Origin of the sequence: Paenibacillus hemerocallicola, from assembly GCF_006265175.1 — a bacterium.
Classification (GTDB): domain Bacteria; phylum Bacillota; class Bacilli; order Paenibacillales; family NBRC-103111; genus Paenibacillus_AB; species Paenibacillus_AB hemerocallicola.
In genome coordinates, this window is record NZ_VDCQ01000043.1 from 13,051 (window position 1) to 32,716 (window position 19,666).

16 protein-coding genes are annotated in these 19,666 nt (G+C 55.4%); 14 read left to right on the forward strand and 2 right to left on the reverse strand.

Going from position 1 to position 19,666, the window contains the following annotated elements; all coding sequences use genetic code 11:
- Nucleotides 1-124: 124 nt before the first annotated feature.
- The 9 genes from argC (at nucleotide 125) to FE784_RS25515 (ending at nucleotide 10,463) form a co-directional block, all read left to right on the forward strand.
- Nucleotides 125-1,174, forward strand: coding sequence for an N-acetyl-gamma-glutamyl-phosphate reductase (argC, locus tag FE784_RS25475; RefSeq protein ID WP_139605082.1), 1,050 nt, complete (start codon nucleotides 125-127; stop codon nucleotides 1,172-1,174).
- 106 nt (nucleotides 1,175-1,280) lie between these two features.
- The gene (argJ, locus tag FE784_RS25480) at nucleotides 1,281-2,513 is read left to right on the forward strand and encodes a bifunctional glutamate N-acetyltransferase/amino-acid acetyltransferase ArgJ (protein ID WP_139605083.1); all 1,233 of its coding nucleotides are present in this window, start codon (nucleotides 1,281-1,283) and stop codon (nucleotides 2,511-2,513) included.
- 75 nt (nucleotides 2,514-2,588) lie between these two features.
- Nucleotides 2,589-3,377, forward strand: a complete 789-nt coding sequence (gene argB, locus FE784_RS25485) for an acetylglutamate kinase (protein WP_139605084.1) — start codon at nucleotides 2,589-2,591, stop codon at nucleotides 3,375-3,377.
- A 69-nt stretch (nucleotides 3,378-3,446) separates the two neighbouring features.
- Nucleotides 3,447-4,637: an acetylornithine transaminase gene (locus FE784_RS25490; protein ID WP_139605085.1), complete on the forward strand. Its 1,191-nt coding sequence runs from the start codon at nucleotides 3,447-3,449 to the stop codon at nucleotides 4,635-4,637.
- A gap of 86 nt (nucleotides 4,638-4,723) precedes the next feature.
- Complete coding sequence (gene argF / locus FE784_RS25495; protein WP_139605086.1) at nucleotides 4,724-5,683, forward strand: ornithine carbamoyltransferase; 960 nt, start codon at nucleotides 4,724-4,726, stop codon at nucleotides 5,681-5,683.
- Nucleotides 5,684-5,793: 110 nt separating this feature from the next.
- Nucleotides 5,794-7,032: an argininosuccinate synthase gene (locus FE784_RS25500; RefSeq protein WP_139605087.1), complete on the forward strand. Its 1,239-nt coding sequence runs from the start codon at nucleotides 5,794-5,796 to the stop codon at nucleotides 7,030-7,032.
- A gap of 178 nt (nucleotides 7,033-7,210) precedes the next feature.
- Complete coding sequence (gene argH, locus FE784_RS25505) at nucleotides 7,211-8,626, forward strand: argininosuccinate lyase (RefSeq protein ID WP_139605088.1); 1,416 nt, start codon at nucleotides 7,211-7,213, stop codon at nucleotides 8,624-8,626.
- A 106-nt stretch (nucleotides 8,627-8,732) separates the two neighbouring features.
- Nucleotides 8,733-9,590: a phytanoyl-CoA dioxygenase family protein gene (locus FE784_RS25510; protein ID WP_139605089.1), complete on the forward strand. Its 858-nt coding sequence runs from the start codon at nucleotides 8,733-8,735 to the stop codon at nucleotides 9,588-9,590.
- Nucleotides 9,591-9,614: 24 nt separating this feature from the next.
- A complete protein-coding gene (locus FE784_RS25515) occupies nucleotides 9,615-10,463 on the forward strand; it encodes an AraC family transcriptional regulator (RefSeq protein ID WP_139605090.1) in 849 nt (282 codons plus the stop codon).
- A gap of 79 nt (nucleotides 10,464-10,542) precedes the next feature.
- Here FE784_RS25515 and FE784_RS25520 read toward each other — a convergent pair whose 3' ends face one another.
- Nucleotides 10,543-12,012: a VanW family protein gene (locus FE784_RS25520; RefSeq protein ID WP_176706511.1), complete on the reverse strand. Its 1,470-nt coding sequence runs from the start codon at nucleotides 12,010-12,012 to the stop codon at nucleotides 10,543-10,545.
- Between the two features lie 404 nt (nucleotides 12,013-12,416).
- On the opposite strand from FE784_RS25520, the gene ftsE reads away from it, so the two are divergent.
- The 5 genes from ftsE to FE784_RS25545 all read left to right on the forward strand — a co-directional run bounded on the left by ftsE (nucleotide 12,417) and on the right by FE784_RS25545 (nucleotide 18,277).
- On the forward strand, nucleotides 12,417-13,103 hold the full coding sequence (ftsE, locus tag FE784_RS25525; RefSeq protein ID WP_139605092.1) for a cell division ATP-binding protein FtsE: 687 nt from the start codon (nucleotides 12,417-12,419) through the stop codon (nucleotides 13,101-13,103).
- A complete protein-coding gene (gene ftsX, locus FE784_RS25530; protein ID WP_139605093.1) occupies nucleotides 13,093-14,010 on the forward strand; it encodes a permease-like cell division protein FtsX in 918 nt (305 codons plus the stop codon). Before ftsE ends, ftsX begins: the two co-directional genes overlap by 11 nt.
- Nucleotides 14,011-14,083: 73 nt before the next feature.
- Nucleotides 14,084-15,253 (forward strand): murein hydrolase activator EnvC family protein, encoded by a 1,170-nt coding sequence (locus tag FE784_RS25535; protein WP_246132173.1) that lies wholly within the window; start codon nucleotides 14,084-14,086, stop codon nucleotides 15,251-15,253.
- Nucleotides 15,254-15,329: 76 nt separating this feature from the next.
- On the forward strand, nucleotides 15,330-16,784 hold the full coding sequence (locus FE784_RS25540; RefSeq protein ID WP_139605095.1) for a S41 family peptidase: 1,455 nt from the start codon (nucleotides 15,330-15,332) through the stop codon (nucleotides 16,782-16,784).
- A gap of 200 nt (nucleotides 16,785-16,984) precedes the next feature.
- Nucleotides 16,985-18,277, forward strand: coding sequence for a PDZ domain-containing protein (locus FE784_RS25545; RefSeq protein WP_139605096.1), 1,293 nt, complete (start codon nucleotides 16,985-16,987; stop codon nucleotides 18,275-18,277).
- A gap of 65 nt (nucleotides 18,278-18,342) precedes the next feature.
- On the opposite strand, the gene trpB is transcribed toward FE784_RS25545, so the two are convergent.
- Nucleotides 18,343-19,506: a tryptophan synthase subunit beta gene (gene trpB, locus FE784_RS25550; RefSeq protein ID WP_425465568.1), complete on the reverse strand. Its 1,164-nt coding sequence runs from the start codon at nucleotides 19,504-19,506 to the stop codon at nucleotides 18,343-18,345.
- Between the last annotated feature and the right edge of the window lie 160 nt (nucleotides 19,507-19,666).

Here is a 19,666-nt window from a genome sequence, read left to right on the forward strand (position 1 = left end):
TGATCGATGAAGGGCGTTTAAAAAAGAGATTGAATTTTTATTCTCTTGATTGTATAATGATGCATATGTTTTAAGGGACGGCATCATCGGGATGAGCGAGTTTCAACATGGGGGAGGGTTTGCCATGAGCGGCAAATTGCGTGCGGCTATCGTAGGTTCGACCGGCTACGGTGGCGTGGAATTGATCCGGCTGCTGCTGCAGCATCCGGAGGTGGACATTGCGTCGGTCATTTCGTCTTCCAACGCAGGGGCTTTATACGCCGAAGGATATCCGCATTTATCGGAAATTATTACGGATCGGCTGGAAGCGATCGATGTAGAAGCGATGAAGGGCAAGGCCGATGTCGTATTTTTGGCGACGCCGCATGGGGTCAGTACGGAACTGTCTCCGAAGCTTGTCGAGGCTGGCTTGAAGGTAATAGACGTATCGGGCGATCTGCGGCTGAAGCGGGGAGACGTATACGAGAAATGGTATAAACATAAGCCTGCCGACCCGGCGTATTTGGAGCGCGCGGTGTACGGCTTGTGCGAGGTGTTCGGCAGCGACGTGTTGGGGGCGGATCTGATCGCCAACCCGGGCTGCTTCCCGACCGCTACTGCACTCGGCTTGGTGCCGCTTCTGGCCGAAGGCTGGATCGATGCGGAGACAATCGTATCCGACGCGAAGACGGGCGTTTCCGGAGCGGGACGCGGTCTCGGACTGTCGTACCATTATTCGGAGATCAACGAGAACACGCTCGCTTATAAAGTAAATCGTCACCAGCATACGCCGGAAATCGAGCAGACGCTTAGCCGGGTAGCCGGACAACAGGTAACGATGACGTTCACGACGCATTTGCTGCCGATGACCCGGGGCATTTTGGTGACGAGCTACGCGAAGCTGACCCAAAAAAGGACGGACGAGGAAGTGCTCGACCTGTTCCGGAATTATTATGAAGGGCGCCGGTTTGTACGCATCCGTCCCGCTGGAAAATGGCCTGCGACGAAGGAAGTGCTCGGTTCCAACTATTGCGATATCGGCGTTTCCGTAGACGAGCGGACGAACAGAGTGACGGTAATCTCGGTTATCGACAACCTGGTGAAGGGCGCTGCCGGTCAGGCGGTGCAGAACTTGAACCTGATGATGGGCTGGGACGAAGGATTGGGCTTGGCGTTTACGCCAGTATACCCGTAAAGCACCCCAAAAAGTGGAGCTACGTAGCAAATGCCGAATACTTTCGGGAACGCCGGGGTTGGGCATGCATATAGCATTGTTGAAGAAAGATGGTGATGGTTGCGGTATGGCGCAGCATAACGAGTTTGTAGTAGTGGATAACGGTTCGGTTACGACACCGCTCGGCTTTCGGGCCGGAGGGCTGCATTGCGGTCTCAAGAAGACGCAGCGCAACGATTTGGGCGTCATCGTATGCGATGTCCCGGCTACGGCGGCGGGCGTATATACGCTCAACGCGTTCCAGGCGGCCCCGCTCAAGGTAACGAAGGAAAGCATCGCCGTGGAAGGCAAGCTGCAGGTCATGCTCGTCAACAGCGGCAATGCGAACGCCTGTACCGGCAAGCAAGGCGAAGACGATGCCCGGACCATGCGTGCGGAAGCGGCCCGGATGTTCGGCGTGCCGGATCATTACGTAGGCGTAACCTCAACCGGCGTCATCGGCGAGCTGCTGAAGATGGACAAGGTAACGGCGGGCATCGCCGGCTTGCCTGCTCGGGTATCGGCCACGGATGAGGGCGGCGACCAATTCAGCCAAGCGATATTGACGACCGATCTGGTGAAGAAGACGATCTGCGTCCGGTTGACGGTCGAAGGCCGTACGGTACATATTGCGGGTGCGGCTAAAGGTTCGGGCATGATCCATCCGAATATGGCGACTATGCTCGGCTTCCTTACGACCGATGCGGCAATTTCGTCGGCTGCGCTTCAAAAGCTGCTGAACGCGTCGACCGATACGACGTTCAACATGATTACGGTTGATGGCGATACCAGCACGAACGATATGGTCGTCGCGATGGCGAGCGGCTTGGCCGGCAATGGCGAGCTCGGCGAAGGACATCCCGATTGGGAAGCATTCGCGGCAGGGTTCCGTTATGTCGGAGAAGTGCTGGCGAAAGCGATTGCCCGCGACGGCGAGGGTGCGACGAAGCTGATCGAGGTGAGCGTCGTCGGAGCGGAGTCCGTTGAAGCGGCGCGCGCTTTCGCGAAGACGGTCATCGGGTCGAGTCTGGTGAAGTCGGCCTGCTTCGGCGCCGATGCCAATTGGGGGAGAATCATCGCCGCCGTCGGGCGGGCTGGTTATCCGGTCAATACGGAGACGGTGGACATCCGCTTGGGAGATATCGTAACACTCGAGCAGTCGCGTCCGGTTAAGTTTGACGAAGAGAAGGCAGCGGAATATTTAAAAGGCGATTTTGTTCTCATCCATGTCGATTTGCATATGGGCGGCAGCGGGGCTACGGCTTGGGGCTGCGACCTGACCTATGATTACGTCCGCATTAACGCGGCATACCGGACTTGAACGATCGATCATAAGTAAGGGGCTGCGAATGGAAGACAATCGCGGCTCCTTAGCAGGTAAAGGAGCACTTTTTTCATGAGCGACGGCTGTTTTGTAATGAAATGCGGGGGGAGCACGCTCGCGGCGCTGCCCGACGCTTTTTTCCTCGATTTGAAGAAGCTGCAGGACGAAGGCACGATCCCGGTCATCGTTCACGGCGGGGGACCGGCTATTTCCGATACGCTTGGCAAGCTGGGGATCGAAACGGAGTTCGTGAACGGCTTGCGCAAAACGAACGAAGCGGTGCTGGACGTAGTCGAGATGGTGCTCTCCGGCCAAATCAACAAAGAAATCGTCCGCAAAATCCAGCAGTCCGGGGCAAAGGCGCTCGGATTGTCCGGGGTAGACGGTCATTTGATCCAAGCTCAGCCCGTAGCCAACGCCGATGAGGTCGGCCTTGTCGGCGACGTGACCAACGTGAATGCGGCCATTATCCAAGGAATCGTCGATATGGGCTATATGCCGGTCATCGCGCCTGTCGGGCTCGGAGACAACGCCCAGCGCTACAACATCAACGCCGATACGGCCGCGGGAGCGGTAGCTTCGCATCTGGGCGTGGAACGGATGATCGTCGTTACGGACGTGCCCGGCATTATGAAAAACGTCGACGGCGAGAAGCGGGTTCTGCCGATCGTGACCGTTGCGGAAATCGAACAAATGATTGCCTGCGGCGACATCTATGGCGGGATGATCCCGAAGGTTCGCGCCGCAATCCAATGCATTCAAGGGCAAGTGCAGGAAGTCGTCATCGTAAACGGAACCGAGCCGGAAGTGCTGAGCAAAGTGCTGCGGGGCGACAAGATCGGCACGCGCATTCAACGGTAGCCGAAACGGCTTCGGATTTGCTTGACGTTTTTATCGAACGGAATAAGAACCGAAATGGAGTGAGGACTTGTGAGCGAACAACAGAGCGCGCTGTTCCCGACGTATGCCAGATTCCCGATTACGCTTTTGAAAGGGGAAGGCAGCCGTCTTTGGGACGATACGGGCAAAGAGTACCTCGATTTCGCCAGCGGACTGGCGGTAACGAACTTGGGCCACGTGCCGGAACGTGTCAAGGAAAAGCTCGTCGAGCAGCTTGGCGAGCTGTGGCACGTGAGCAACCTGTTCCATATCCCGAATCAGGAGAAGCTGGCCCGGTTGTTAGCCGACAATAGCTGCGCGGACGCCGTCTTTTTCTGCAACAGCGGGGCCGAAGCGAACGAGGCCGCAATCAAGCTGGCCCGCCGTTACAATGCCAAAGTACTCGGCAAGCAGCGCTATGAAATCATAACGTTCCATACTTCGTTCCACGGACGGACACTTGCTACACTGACGGCGACGGGGCAGGACAAGGTGAAGGAAGGCTTCCATCCGCTGCCGGAAGGGTTCGTATACGCCCCTTACAACGACGCGAATGCGCTCAAGAGCTACGTGACCGACAAAACGTGCGCGATCATGCTCGAGCTGGTACAAGGCGAAGGCGGCGTAAATCCGGCAGACGCGGCGTTCGTGCAGGAAGCCGTACGGCTGTGCAAGGAGCACGATCTGTTGCTCATCGTCGACGAGATCCAGACCGGCATGGGCCGGACGGGCAAGCTGTTCGCCTATGAGCACTACGGCATCGAGCCGGACATATTTACTTTGGCAAAAGGTCTCGCCAGCGGTTTTCCGATCGGGGCGATGCTGGGCAAGGCGAAGCTGCGCGATGCATTCTCCGCGGGCAGCCACGGCTCCACCTTCGGCGGAACGCCGATCGCTACGGCAGCCGGAATCGCCACGGTCGAAACGTTGGTCGAAGGCAAACTGCCGCAGCGGGCAGCGGAATTGGGAGACTATTTCGTAGCCCAGTTGAACGCCAAGCTGGGCAGCAATCCTCTCGTGAAGCAAATTCGCGGCAAAGGGCTCTTGATCGGCATCGAGTGCACGCTGCCGGCATCGGAGTTCATTCCGGCCATTCATGAGGCGGGATTGCTGGTTACGGGTGCGGGGCCAAACGTGATCAGGCTGCTTCCGAACTTGCTCGTTACCCGCGAGGACGCGGATAAAGGGATCGATATTATCGCCTCCGTGCTGGCTCAGAAAGCGGCGGCATCGGTCAAGTAACAGATTGGAAATATGGACAAAATTAACGATAAGACTTAACATACGGGCGGTTTCATGCGAAATCGCCCCGTCTGAGGGGGAGCACAATGTCCGAAACATTGCTGCAGGATATGGCCGCCAGCCTAAAAGGCCGGGATTTTCTCGGGCTGGTCGATTACACGCCGGAGGAAATCCGCTACCTGATCGATCTGGCGATCGATTTGAAGAAAAAGCAAAAAGCCGGTGACGGCCAACAGCCGCTAAAAGGCAAGACGCTTGGCATGATATTCGAGAAGTCGTCTACGCGCACGCGCGTTTCGTTCGAGGTGGGCATGTACCAGTTGGGCGGTCACGCGCTGTTCTTAAGCAAAAACGATCTGCAGCTCGGCCGCGGCGAAACGATATGGGATACGGCGCAAACGATGTCCCGCTACTTAGATGGGATCATGATCCGTACGTATGCTCACCGAACCGTGATCGATCTCGCCCGAGGGGCGACCGTACCGGTCATCAACGGTCTGACGGACCGTTCCCATCCTTGCCAGGCTTTGGCCGACTACCAGACGGTGTTGGAGAAGAAAGGCAAGCTGGAAGGGTTGAAAATCGCGTATATCGGCGACGGCAATAATATGGTACACTCCTTAATGATGGGAGCGGCCAAGCTTGGCCTCCATATGGCGGTAGCGTCCCCGGAAGGGTACGATCCCGATTCGGAGGTCGTGGCGAATTCCCGCGAAAACGCGGCGCAAACGGGAGGCTCGCTGCTGCTGACCCGCGATCCGAAGGAAGCGATCGCCGACGCCGACGTCGTGTACACGGACGTCTGGGCGAGCATGGGCTTCGAGGCCGAGCAGAAGGAACGGGAAATCGCGTTTGCCGGCTATCAGGTCAATGAAGAGCTGGCCCGCTATGCGAAAAAAGATTATTTGTTCATGCACTGCCTGCCGGCTCATCGCGGCGAAGAAGTGAGCGAGGGCGTCCTCGAAGGGCGGAACTCGATTATTTTCGACCAGGCGGAGAACCGTCTGCACGCGCAAAAAGCGGTCATGGCCGCGCTTATGGGTTAATGGATGCCAATCAGTCGCGCTTAAGCCGCATATGTCTTTCCGCTATGCGGCTTAAAGTTCGGCACAAACATACATTGATGAAGTTCGTTTAGAAAGGGAGACAAGAAACGATGGCGAAACAAAAAATCGTATTGGCCTACTCCGGCGGGCTGGATACATCCGTAATTTTGACATGGCTGAAGGAATCGTTCGATGCGGAAATCATTACATTCACTGCCGATATCGGACAAAAGGACGAGCTTGACGGGCTGGAAGAGAAAGCGCTGCGCACCGGCGCCACGAAAGCTTACATTGATGATTTGCGCGAAGAATTCGCCCGCGATTTCATCTACCCGATGTTCCAGGCCGGCGCGCTGTACGAAGGCCAATATTTGCTCGGCACGAGTATAGCCCGTCCGCTGATCGCGAAGCGCATGGTCGAGATCGCCCGCGCCGAAGGCGCTACGGCTATCGCGCACGGCGCCACCGGCAAAGGCAACGATCAGGTCCGTTTCGAGCTGACCGCGGCTGCGCTTGCACCGGAGCTTGACGTCATCGCGCCATGGCGCATCGAGGAGTTCCGCGAGCAGTTCCCGGGCCGCGCGGAAATGATCGCTTACGCCGAGAAGCATGGCATCCCGGTTACCGCTACGGCATCCAAGCCGTATTCGACCGACCGCAACCTGCTGCATATCAGCTTCGAGAGCGGCATGCTGGAAGATCCTTGGTTCGACCCTAGCGCCGATTCCAACCGCGACATGTATGTGCTGAGCCGCGCTCCGGAAGAGGCTCCGGACCAAGCCGAATATATCGAGCTCGAATTCGAGCAAGGCGACTGCGTAGCCGTAAACGGCAATCGTCTGAGCCCGCTCGAAGCGATGGAGACGTTGAACGAGCTGGGCGGCAAGCACGGCATCGGACGCGTCGACATGGTCGAGAACCGCTTCGTAGGCATGAAGAGCCGCGGCGTGTACGAAACTCCGGGAGGAACGATCCTGTTCGCCGCTCACCGGAAAATGGAGTCGCTCACGATGGATCGCGAAGTGATGCACCTGCGCGATTCGCTCATTCCGAAATATGCGTCTCTCGTATACAATGGCTTCTGGTTTGCGCCGGAACGTCTTGCGATTCAAGCGCTTGTCGACGAAAGCCAGAAAAACGTAACCGGTACGGTCCGGCTGAAGCTGTACAAAGGAAACATTATGGGCGCAGGCGTACAAAGCCCGGTCAGCCTGTACAACCCGGACATCGCGACGATGGAAGCAGATCCGTCCAAAGCATACAACCAAGGCGACGCTACCGGATTTATTCGCCTGAACGCGCTCCGTCTGCGCGTGGCATCAGGTGTAGCCCAAAACGCTAACAAATAAAAGGCCTATGCCGAATTCGCGCCACCAACGGCGAATTTGGCCTATGTAACAAAGATCGAACGAGGGGCAAGGAGGCGCGCCGGGATCGTCTGCTTCATGCGGACGGCAACGAAAGCGACCCTTGCCTTTCGAGCGAATTCGCGACAATGACAACAATGCCAAGGAGGGAATGGATCACGTGTCGAAGCTTTGGGGTGGACGCTTTACGAAAAAAACGGATCAGCTCGTCGAGGAATATACGGCCTCGATCCTGTTCGATAAAGAGCTGGCGGAGGAAGATATCCAAGGGAGTCTCGCCCATGTAACGATGCTCGGCAAATGCGGGATTTTGCCGGCGGACGATGTGGAGAAAATTCAGGACGGGCTGCATAAAGTGATGCAGATGATCCGCCGGGGAGAAGTCGAATTTTCGGTGTCCGACGAGGACATCCATATGAATATCGAGAAGACGCTGATCGATGAAATCGGTCCGGTCGGAGGCAAGCTTCATACCGGACGGAGCCGCAACGACCAAGTGGCGACCGATATGCACCTGTACTTGCGGAAGCGGGTCGTCGAATTTGTCGGCATGCTCGTGAAGCTCCAGGAGGCGCTGATCGGACAAGCGAAAGCGAACCTGGATACGATCCTGCCCGGCTACACGCACCTTCAGCGTGCTCAACCGATTTTGTTCGCGCATCATATGATGGCGTACGTGTCGATGTTCGGACGCGACATCGAGCGTTTCCGCGACAGCTACAAGCGAGTGGACATGCTCCCTCTGGGCGCGGGCGCATTGGCGGGAACGACATTTCCGATCGACCGCCATTTCGTAGCGCAGCAGCTCGGCTTCGAGCGCGTCTATGAAAACAGTCTGGACGCGGTTAGCGATCGCGATTTCATCGTCGAGTTTCTCGCTAACGCCTCGCTCGTCATGACGCATTTGTCGCGGCTGTGCGAGGAAATCGTACTATGGTCGAGCACCGAATTCCAATTTGTCGAGCTGGACGATGCTTTCACGACCGGAAGCAGCATTATGCCGCAGAAAAAAAATCCGGACGTGGCCGAGCTTGTACGCGGCAAAACGGGACGCGTATACGGCAACCTGATCGGTATGCTCACCGTGCTGAAGGCGTTGCCTCTCGCGTACAACAAGGACATGCAGGAAGACAAGGAAGGCATGTTCGATACGGTACGTACGCTGCAGGGCGCTCTCCAGCTGTTCGCGCCCATGATCGCGACGATGAAGGTAAACCGGGACCGAATGCGTCAGGCGGTCAATCAGGATTTCTCCAACGCCACCGATATCGCCGACTATTTGGCGAGCAAGGGCATGCCGTTCCGGCAGGCGCACGAGGTAATCGGCAAAACGGTATTGTACTGCATCCAGAACAAAAAATATTTGCTGGACTTGACCCTTCAGGAGTTTCTGCAATTCTCGGAGCTGTTCGACGATCGCATTTACGAGGTGCTTCAGCCGGAAAACGTCGTCAACGCCCGCAACGTGTACGGTGGCACGGCTACTGCCCAAGTGTCCGAGGCAATCGGCCGCGCGGAAGAAGCCGTCGGTTTGAATAACCGCTGGTTCGAGGAGTATATCGAGAAGAGCAAGTAAATGTGCCACAGGCATACGCTTCGGGACATCAATGTACGGCATCTCCCATTCCTATCGGGATCTTGATTTAGTACGATGAAATCAATCCGATAGGAGGGGAAGAGCTATGTTGAAGCCTGCCGAGAATCCGCTCGATATACGCAACAGCATGTACCGGTTCGACCAGCTGGCGAAACACCGTATTCCATCGCCGGATCAGGTAACCGAAGAAACGGTGAAAACATATCGCGAATTGGGATATGTGGCGATTGACGGGGTACTGACCGACGAAGAAGTGAAAGAAGCGATTCGAAACATCGACGACGTGATACACGGACGCATTGTCGGACCCAAAATCCAATATGTTCGCGGCAAGGGCGAGTTGAAGGACAGGCCCGAGTTTGAGTCCGAGAGGGAACGCGAGTTCGCCGTCCGGAAGCTGCACAAGTTCGTTGACCATTGTCCGGCGCTGCATCACATTTGCTTTCATCCGAAAATAATGGACGTGCTGGAGAAAGTGTTCGGCGAGAGTCCGCGATTTTGCGAAGATCAGGCTCTGCTCAAGCCGCCGTCCGCAGATGCGGGCATCGAGAAGCCGTGGCACCAGGATATGGCGTACGGCAATTTTTCTTATACGAAAATGGTTGCCGGCGTATGGATCGCCTTGGACGAGGCTACATTGGACAATGGCTGCATGCATGTCATACCCCGGTCCCATATGAACGGACCCGTACCGCATTACGCGGTAAGGGATTGGCAGCTGTGCGATACCGTCGTCGACGTGCCCAAGGATGAAGCCGTACCTTTAAAACCCGGCGGTCTTATGATTTTCTCCGGACTGCTGCATCATGGAACGCCTCCGAATTTGTCGGATACGCGGCGAAGAGCGCTGCAGTTCCATTATGCGCCGGAGTCGGCGACCAAAATGTCGCCCGAAGCATACAAGATCGTCTTTACGAACGAGATGACGAAAGCGGAATGTTGAAGGGCAAGGTCCGGAGGCGGCAGCATGAACCATCCTTTGGAAACGGTTACGTTCAGAACCGGAGGGTCCTATGGCAAGCGGGCGTGCTCTCCCGGCTGGTATTGGGATCATCAGAAGCCTTTCCACGACTACGATATTTTCTACGTCATATCCGGCAGGGGCACTATGACCTTGGGAGAAGAGACGTTCGAGCTGCAAAAGCAGAGCTGTGTCGTTATGCGTCCCGGGGATTTGCCTAAAGCCGCCCAAGATCCGAAAAACCGGCTGACCGTCCTATATTTGCATTTCGGTCTGTCGGGAGCGGAGGAATGGGACGCCGGCTTTCCGTTCCCGCGCTTCACATTGGTGGGGGAAGCGTTCCAAGCGGAGAACATGCTGTATCAGGCGATGGATGTGCTGGAATTTCCATTGCCTTTGCAGCAGCTCGAATTCGATTGTTTAATGAAGCGGTTCTTCGCCAATTTGTTCCGGCTGCATCTGTCACCGCAAGAACCGACGGGTTGCTCCGTCCGGCAAATGCAAAAAGCGCGCCAAATGATGGCTTATATCCGCGAGCGAAGCGGGATCGGCATGGATTTGGAGCTGCTTGCCCGGGAAATGAACATGTCCGCGCAATATATGAGCCGTCTGTTCAAAGCTTGCACGGGGGAAACGATAAAAGCTTTTATAGCCAGAACGAAAATGCAAAGGGCGGGAGAGCTGCTCGTACAGTCCCGCATGAGCATATCCGAGCTGGCCGAACGGATGGAGTACAGCGATGTGTATGCCTTCAGCAAAAGCTTCAAGAAAGTGTTCAATGTCTCTCCCACGCAATATTTGGCCAGTACCCGGCTTTCTCAGCAAGTTCCGTCGCCTGCTCGCCGGGAGAGGTAGTGTCCATTGACGACGTATTCATGGTACCTGCAAATTCTCGGAGATAGCTTAGGGCAGGGCTCAACTTGGGTGGGACTGCTCAACGTCCCTTAGGAAATACCGGACCGCTGACCCCATCCTCGATAATGGAACGGCTGCCTCCGGGAGGTCCGTCTTTGTCGGGCGCTGCATCGCTGCCATGAACGGCTATCAAAGCGGGCTGCGGCTGGTACTTGTCTTGCGACAACCGCTCTTTGCTTGTGACGGCGCCGTTTTCTTTCCGAATGCGGAACGTTTCCACTACATATCCCGGCTTGCCCTGCTGCAAAACGGTTTGCGCCCCGACCTGAAGAGTCGGATTGCGGACATACTTGACCGGAGGCTCCAACGTTTGCAAAATGTTCGATTCGATTTCGTATGTCACCGACTCCGGCATTGTGCCGAATAGCTTCACGGTAACCCGATTGCCGTCCGACTCCGTGCGGATCAATAGATGATGCTCGCTGCTGTTCGTAAACATGAAGTTGATGTAGCCGTTCGCGTACGTAGCATCCTGACCGAGAGGCACGTAGCTCACCGGAAGCGAATGGTTTCGTCTTTCGTTCACCTGCAATCCGGCCAGAAGGACGGCGTTGTACAGCGTGGTCGACACTTGACAGATCCCGCCGCCGATGCCGGGAACAAGCTTCCCGTTGTAAATGACCGGGGCTTCGCGGTACCCGACTTTTTTCTCGGTCGACTGAATGATGGTGCTATAGTCGAATCGTTCCCCGGGGGCAAGCAGCTTGTCGTGAATCGTAGCGGCAGTCGCCTGGATGTTATGGATGCGGCCCGGTACGCTGCCCGGAAAAGAAGTAGTAAATTCGGATATTTTCCGATTTACCCCCTGCGCCTTCAACATATCCTGCGTCACCTGCGGAACCAGCTCGCGCATCGGCACTTGGACGGAGGTCGCATAAGAGGCTTCCTCGCCGGTATTCGGATTGGAAGAGCGGTTAAAGCGCTCGTAACCTGCAGCAACGAGTCGTTCGGCCAGCGGCCGTGTATCTACGGCTTGGGCCCGCAGCTCGGGCGTATATACAATCCGGTCGTCACCGGTAACGACCCGTTCCGCATTTTTGGTAGGCGGATTCATCCGTTCAGGCCAGGCCGCCGTCAAAGTTTGTTGAAGTACGGCCTCCGATACGGTCAATTCCAACCGAAGAACCGCATTACGCATATGCAGCCTTCGTTTCGCTTTAGTTAGCCGGCTCCCTTCGAACATGTAGTCGGATAGCTTCGACAACTGCTCCTCGTTGGCAGACAACCCGAGACTTCCCAACTTGAAAGCCCCCTTACCCGAATCCCCCCCATTCAGCTCGAGTCGGATCGGTTCGCTGTAGAGCCGATCTATCCGAGCTTGCAGCTGAAGCCGGAATTCTTTCTCCGGCATTCCTCCGATACTCCATTCCCCCAAGCGGACGCCGTGAGGAACGGTACGGAGTGCGGAATACCACCAAAACCAACCCCATAGCATGACGACTCCGACAACGATAACGAGCAAGAGACGGTTTATAAATCGGCGATTCATCGGCTCGCTCCTCCAACAGGGTACAACCTTTTCTTTATCTATATGCGGAGGGTTGTCTGGATTTGACACCAACATTAGACGCCTAAAACCGCGCGACTCGAGTCCGAGCCGACGCCTGGAAGTTGAAAGAATATGTTGAATCGCAAAGTTTCATAGAGGATTTTCGTGGCAAGTGTCGAACTTCTATATGCTAACCCATTTACGGGTTGCGCCGAGAAAGCGCGAATCGACGTAATTCGAGGAGCAACGATCGGGATTTCCCACACAGTCAACAAAGCCCCGCAACTTACCCTCGTGCTTTGCGGAGGTCCATAGATCATGAGCCGGTTTGTCATCACCGATCGAACGGTTATCGCTCGTGCGAACGATTCGTTCCATCGCAGCTTCTTACAGGATGTGATAGCGTGATCGAAATGCAAGACGTATGGAAAACTTATCCGGACGGAACCCATGCTTTGAAAGGAATCAACGTCAAAATCGACGCCCACGAATTCGTATACGTGGTAGGCCCGTCGGGTGCGGGCAAATCCACGTTCATGAAGTTGATATATCGCGAGGAAAGGCCGACCAAAGGCCACATTTTCGTAAACGGCTTCAATTTGGAGAAGCTGAAGCAGCGTAAAATTCCATATGTCCGCCGCAACATCGGCATCGTTTTTCAAGACTTCAAGCTGCTTCCAAAGCTGACGGTGTATGAAAATGTCGCTTACGCGATGGAAGTGATCGAGGCTCCCAAGAAGCTGATGAAGAAGCGGACGATGGAGGTGCTCGAATTGGTCCGGCTGAAGGAGAAGGCGGGTTCGCTTCCCGGCCAGCTGTCCGGCGGCGAGCAGCAGAGGGTAGCGATTGCCCGGGCAATCGTGAACAACCCCGCCGTTATTATCGCGGATGAGCCGACAGGCAATCTGGATCCGGAAACTTCATGGGGCATTATGAAGCTGCTCGAGGAAATCAATTTCCGGGGAGCTACGATCGTAATGGCTACGCACAACAAGGAGATTGTCAACACGATCCGCAAACGGGTCATCGCCATCGAGAAGGGCAATATCGCCCGCGACCAGCTGAGAGGGGAATACGGCTATGAGGATTAGCACCTTCGCTCGGCATATACGGGAAGGTGGCAAAAATGTCGTACGGAACGGCTGGATGACGTTCGCCTCGATCAGCGCGATTTCCATATCCTTGTTCGTGTTGGGCGTTTTTCTGCTGCTGGCGCTGAATGTAAACCGATTGGCCGACCAGATCGAGAGTCAGGTAGAAATACGCGTCTACCTGGAAGTCAATACGAGCGAGCAGCAAAGAAATGCGGTTCAGCGGGATATTGCCGCCATAGCCGACGTAAGCAAAGTGACGTTTGTCTCCAAGGAGGAAGGCCTGACGATCCTGCGCGAGAAAATGGGGAACGAAGGCAAGGAGCTGCTCGAAGGCTTCGACGGCGACAACAATCCGTTAAACGACTCGTTTACGGTCGAAGTGGCCGATCCGCGGGTGGTAGGTCAGGTGGCGGATCAGATTAAAGCGATCGATGCGCGGAACAACCCGCCGCTTCTATATAAAATCAATTACGGCAAAGGCACCGTGGAAACCTTGTTCAAAATTACCGACATCGTGCGCAACGTCGGTCTCGTATTCGTGCTGCTGCTTGCTCTCACGGCCATGTTTTTGATTTCCAATACGATCAAAATCACGATTGTGGCCCGCAGACGCGAGATCGGCATCATGAAGCTCGTCGGGGCGACGAACGGCTTTATCCGTTGGCCGTTTTTCATCGAGGGCGCGCTGTTGGGCCTAATCGGTTCCGCTATTCCGGTAGGCGTATTGCTGTGGGGGTACGCCGAGTTTCTGAAATATATGCAGGTCCCTCTCGGGTTGATGCTGATCAAGCTTATCCCTATTCACGAGCTCGTTCTGATCGTCCCCGTTCTGCTGCTGGGCATCGGCGTGATGATCGGCGTGTGGGGCAGTTTGTTGTCCGTCCGCAAATTTTTGAAAGTATAAGCTTCCAAATTCGGAAGGTCCAAGCCCGTTTCGGTATGTCCGAACGCCAAGGAGGAGTAACGCGTTGAAAAAGGTGGAAAAATCGCTAATTTTGGTTTGCGGATTGTCGCTGCTGCTTATGTCGGAGGTAAAACAAGGGTATGCTATGACTGATGCCGAAATCGATAAGCGGCTTGGGGTTATTCAGGCGTTGGAAGCGAAAGCGGCCAAAGAGCAGCAGGACAGCGAAAAGATGAAGAAAGAGGTCGCGAACCGCAAAGCCCAAGAAGCTGGCAACCTCCAAGAGCTGCGGAGTCAGATCGAAGCGCAGGGCGCCAAGCTGAATGAAATTTTGAAGCAGATTCAGACGACAGAGGACAACGTGAAGCAAACGAACAGCGAGCTTCAGGAGGCTGAGCATCGGGTGGAGACCCGCGATCAGCTCTTGAAGTCGAGAGTGCGTCTCATGTATACGAACGGGTTCGTATCGTACATGGAGGTGCTGTTCGAGTCGACCAGCTTCAGCGATTTTTTGGACCGGTATCACGCGTTGAGATCGATCGTCAACCAAGACAAGGAAATATTGCAGTCGAACAAAAGGGACCGGGAATCGGTAGCCCAGAAGAAGACCGAGGTGGAAGCGCAGCTGGCGCAAGTCCAAGTCCAGTACGCGGAGAGCGAGCAAATCAAAAACGCGCTGGTAACGAAGGAAAAAGATAAAGAGGTGCTGATTGCGAGCCTCGCCAAGCAAGAGGAGCAATTCGAGGAGCTGAGCGAAGAACAGGAAGCGGCCTTGAAAAAGCTGGCGGCGGAAAAATCGAAGCTGTGGGCGGAGAAAAACAAAAACAAGCAGACGGCCGTGTACAGCGGCGGGAAATTCAGTTGGCCGCTGCCGGGACGAACGACGATTTCTTCCGGGTTTATCCACCGGATCAATCCGGTAACGAAGAAGAGCGAGAACCATAAAGGAATCGACATACCCGCCCCCGCCGGTACGGAAATTCATGCCGCCGCTCCGGGTACGGTCATTATCGCGCAATGGGTAAGCGGGTACGGAAATACGATTGTCATCGATCACGGAAGCGGATTGCAAACATGGTACGGCCACGCAAGAGGCTTGGCCGCGAAAGAAGGAGACCAAGTGAAGACCGGGGATGTCGTCTCCTATGTGGGGTCGACCGGACAATCGACCGGAAACCATTTGCATTTCGAAGTGCGCAAAAACGGCGATCCAGTCGATCCGATACCGTATGTAACAAAATAATTACTATTCGATCGGACTTCATCATACAATAGAACGGTACGCTTAAGACAAGCCAGTGAAGGCGGTGAAATCGATCATGTTCTGGAAGGGACGCAATCTGTATATTCTCGTGGCGTTCATTTTGCTCGCCATGTTCGCGAGCAGCGTGCTGACGCTTACGATTGTAGGGCCTTTGTCGCTGGCCGAGCAAGGACAAAGCGTGTCCGGAAGCAAGCCTGGCGCAAGCGGGTTTACTACCCAAGAAATGAAGAAGCTCTCGACGACGTATGAATTGATTCAAGGCCAATATTTGCATGAGGTGGACCGGACGAAGGTGATTGACGGAGCCATCAGCGGCATGCTCCGTTCCTTGGACGATCCTTACACGACGTACATGGACAAGAAGGAAGCGGAGCAATTCAACGACATGTTGAATTCCACGTTTCAAGGAATCGGCGCGGAAGTATCGCTCGAAGAAGGGCGGGTCAAGGTCGTATCCCCCATTAAAGGATCTCCGGCCGAAAAAGCCGGCATTCGCACGAACGATATTATCCTGTCCGTGAACGGCGACAAGCTGGACGGGCTTTCGTTATCCGAAGCGGTCATGAAAATTCGCGGCACGAAAGGCTCGCAAGCGAAGCTGCAAATTATGCGGACCGGCTCCGAGCCGATCGAGATCGTAGTCGTTAGAGATGATATTCCGGTTGAAACGGTCCACTCCGAAATGTTGGACGGACAAGTGGGCAAAATCGAAATACGCGAGTTCGTACAAAATACGGCCAAAGCGTTCAAGGACCAGCTGAAAGCGCTGGAGGACCAAGGCATGAAGGCGCTCGTGATCGATGTCCGCAACGATCCGGGCGGCATGCTGCAGGCTGTCGTGGAGATGCTCGAGCCGTTCGTCCCGAGCGGCAAGCCGATCGTTCAAGTCGAAGACCGCAAGGGCGAGCGCGAGCAAACCGTGTCCAAAGGCTCGACCAAGCCTTACCCGATTGCCGTGCTTATCAATAACGGCAGCGCCAGCGCTTCGGAAATTATGGCGGGTGCGCTGCAGGAAGCGTCCGGCGCCAAGCTGGTCGGCGAGAAAACGTACGGCAAGGGCACCGTTCAAGTGACCTACCAGCAGGAATTGGGCGATGGCAGCAACATCAAGATGACCGTGATGAAATGGCTGACACCGAACGGAAACTGGGTTCACCAAAAGGGGATCGAGCCCGATATCGCGGTCGAGCAGCCCGCTTACTTCAGGGCGTCGCCGATGTCCAAAAAAACGACGCTCAAAGCCGATATGCTGGGCGACGACGTCAAAAACTTGCAGCTTATGCTCGAAGGACTCGGACTTGCGCCGGGACGCACCGACGGTTACTTTAACGATAAAACGGCCCAGGCGGTCAAATCGTTCCAAACCGAGCATGGCTTGCCGGCGAACGGCGAGGTGGACGTGAAAACGGCTCAAGCGATCGAGGACGCGATTACGAAGCAAATTCGCGACCCGAAAAACGACCTGCAGCTGAAAGCGGCTGCCGATGCGATGAGAAAAGCGATTAAATAAACGGTAAAGGCCGCGATCCGACAAAGCGGGATTTGCTGGAAAAGTACGCGTTACGGCAGGAATCGGCCAACGACGCGTCGAACTTAAACGGGGAGGTTGATTCGTTCAGCCTTCTCTTTTCTTTTGCTCGAATCAGTCATGCCGGAACGATAACATTCCGCCACGGATATAAAGGCTTTGTTGAAAAGGAGCGGTGTTCGATGGACGTCGCGGTGGAATTGGCGCGGAAGGTGCTCCACGCTTTGCTGCAGCTGGCAGCGCAACCGTTTTACTATGTCGGAATCGTCTTCGTCGTCCTGCAATACCGCAGGCAAATCGTGCTCGAACGGCAGCTGTTCTCGACTCGCCTCCATTCTTTGCTGGATACGGCTTGGAAGACGGTACTATGGGGAATCGTGGCCGGGATGGCCGCTTCCTTGGTCATGGCGTTCATTGGAGCAACCGTGCCTCTAGGCGTTGTGGTATGGCTATGGGTGCTGTCCGCTCTGCTGGCAATCGTTCGGGTCAGGTTCATTTGTTTGGCCTATTCGGTCGGGCTGCTCGGCGTGCTTCATTTCATAGTCATGGCGTTTCCGGCATTAGCCGATGTCGACTATGTAGGAAGGGCGATCGCGCCGCTGCAGGAGCTGCCTATTTCCTCCATGCTCGCTTTGGTCGGATTGCTCCATTTGCTGGAAGCTTTCTTCGTGGGCAAGCAGGGAGCGGATATGGCGATGCCCGTATTTGTCGAAGGCAAACGCGGCAAGGTGATCGGCGGTTATCAGCTTCAGCAATTTTGGCCGGTTCCGCTGCTGCTGCTCGTTCCGATCCAGGCAGGGTCATCCTCGGCCGGCCTGCCGTGGACGCCTCTGTTCGGGGGGGATATATGGTCGGCCGGTTGGACCTTTGCGGCTATGCCGGTTATGCTCGGATTCGCCGAGATGACGACGACCCGTTTGCCGCAGGTCAAGGCGAAGCGCAGCGCCAGGCTGCTGCTCGTTTATGCAATTGCGGTGATGGGTCTTGCCGCGGGCGCCGAGTGGCTGCCGGGATTCGCGCTGATCGGCTCTATTGCCGCAATGGTGCTGCATGAAGCATTGTTCCTGTGGAGCAGGCGGGAGGAGACGGCAAATCCCCCGTTCTATGTGCACGACGACCAAGGACTGAAAATATTGGGCATTCTGCCCGGCAGTCCGGCGAAAGAAATGGGACTGTTGGCCGGAGAAATTATTCATAAGGCGAATGGCATCAAGGTTCGCACGAAAGAAGAGCTGCATGAAGCGCTGCGAACGAACGGAGCATTTTGCAAGCTGGAGGTCATCAATACGGAAGGGCACAGCAAATTCGTGAAGCGCGCTTTATTCGCGGGCGAGCACCATTTGCTGGGAGTCATTTTGTCGCCGGACGACAAAGCGATGTACGTTCTGGAGCAACGCAACATCAACTGGTTCACGCAAGCGGAGCGTCGCAAGTCGGCGACTGCCTCCGGCAGCGATACGGGCAGGACGATGTGAAATGTCGAAAGAAAGCCTCCGCGCATACCTGAGGGCAGGTATGTACGGAGGCTTTCATGCCGTCGTTATTGTTTCAGCATGCGGTACACTTGCTCGACGTCCTTGTCGCCGCGTCCGGACAAATTGATAATAATGATTTGGTCTTTGTCCATCGTCGGGGCGAGCTTCTTCGCATGGGCTACGGCATGGGCGCTTTCCAACGCGGGGATGATGCCCTCGGTACGGGACAATTCCTGGAACGCCGCCAGCACTTCCTCGTTCGATACGGTAACGTACTCGGCGCGTCCGGATGTTTTCAGGTGACTGTGCTCGGGTCCGATCCCGGGGTAGTCAAGCCCGGCGGCGATGGAATAAGTCGGCTTCGGATTTCCTTCCTCGTCCAGCAGCACCAGACACTTGAACCCGTGAAGGACGCTCGGAACGCCTTGCGTCAAGGTAGGTGCCTGATCGGGCTCGACTCCGATCAATCGTACGGCAGGCTCGTCCAAATAATGCGCAAACGCTCCGATCGCGTTGCTTCCTCCTCCTACGCAGGCAAGAACCGCGTCGGGAAGACGCCCTTCCTTCTCCAGGATTTGACGCTTCGACTCTTCGCTTACGATCGATTGGAAATGCTTGACCATAGTCGGGAACGGATGAGGCCCTACGGCGGAGCCCAACAAATAGAAGGTGGTTTTATAATTTTCGACAAGGTCGTTCAACGCTTCGTCGACCGCATCCTTCAATCGTCCTTGCCCTTTGGACACCGGCACGACCTTCGCTCCAAGCAGCTCCATCCGGAACACGTTCAGCGCCTGACGCCGGGTATCTTCTTCGCCCATATAGATGATACAGTCCATCTCGAACATGGCACAAGCGGTGGCCGTTGCGACGCCGTGCTGTCCGGCCCCTGTCTCGGCAATGATTCGTTTGGCCCCCATCCGCTTCGCCAGCAAAATTTGGCCGATTACGTTATTGATTTTGTGCGCGCCTGTATGATTCAAATCTTCGCGCTTCAAATAAATTTTGGCGCCGCCCCAATGAGAAGTCAGCCGTTCTGCGAAGGTAAGCGGATTTTCGCGGCCGACATATTCGCGCAAGTAATACCGGTACTCTTCATTGAATTCGGGATCGTCCTTGTATTTATAAAACTGTTCGGTCAAAACATTCATAACTTCCTGTAGGTCCGGGGGAATAAAGCTCCCGCCGAATTGTCCGAAATAGCCCTGCTCTCCTGTTGGTTGACTCAACTCCATCTACCTCCGTCGAAATGGAATAAGGAGCTGTCACGTATTTATCCTCTTATGGACGCAACAGCTCCCGGGTCTGCTTGTACCGCAGCTACTCTAATGATACAATGTTGCATCAACCCGGCGCTACAACGAAATAACTCCAGTAACCCAATCGGAT

Coding starts and splice junctions, on each gene's coding strand:
- argC (WP_139605082.1), top strand. CDS start 125: ATGAGCGGCAAATTGCGTGCGGCTATCGTAGGTTCGACCGGCTACGGT.
- argJ (WP_139605083.1), top strand. CDS start 1,281: ATGGCGCAGCATAACGAGTTTGTAGTAGTGGATAACGGTTCGGTTACG.
- argB (WP_139605084.1), top strand. CDS start 2,589: ATGAGCGACGGCTGTTTTGTAATGAAATGCGGGGGGAGCACGCTCGCG.
- argF (WP_139605086.1), top strand. CDS start 4,724: ATGTCCGAAACATTGCTGCAGGATATGGCCGCCAGCCTAAAAGGCCGG.
- FE784_RS25500 (WP_139605087.1), top strand. CDS start 5,794: ATGGCGAAACAAAAAATCGTATTGGCCTACTCCGGCGGGCTGGATACA.
- FE784_RS25510 (WP_139605089.1), top strand. CDS start 8,733: ATGTTGAAGCCTGCCGAGAATCCGCTCGATATACGCAACAGCATGTAC.
- FE784_RS25515 (WP_139605090.1), top strand. CDS start 9,615: ATGAACCATCCTTTGGAAACGGTTACGTTCAGAACCGGAGGGTCCTAT.
- FE784_RS25520 (WP_176706511.1), bottom strand. CDS start 12,012: ATGAATCGCCGATTTATAAACCGTCTCTTGCTCGTTATCGTTGTCGGA.
- ftsX (WP_139605093.1), top strand. CDS start 13,093: ATGAGGATTAGCACCTTCGCTCGGCATATACGGGAAGGTGGCAAAAAT.
- FE784_RS25540 (WP_139605095.1), top strand. CDS start 15,330: ATGTTCTGGAAGGGACGCAATCTGTATATTCTCGTGGCGTTCATTTTG.
- FE784_RS25545 (WP_139605096.1), top strand. CDS start 16,985: ATGGACGTCGCGGTGGAATTGGCGCGGAAGGTGCTCCACGCTTTGCTG.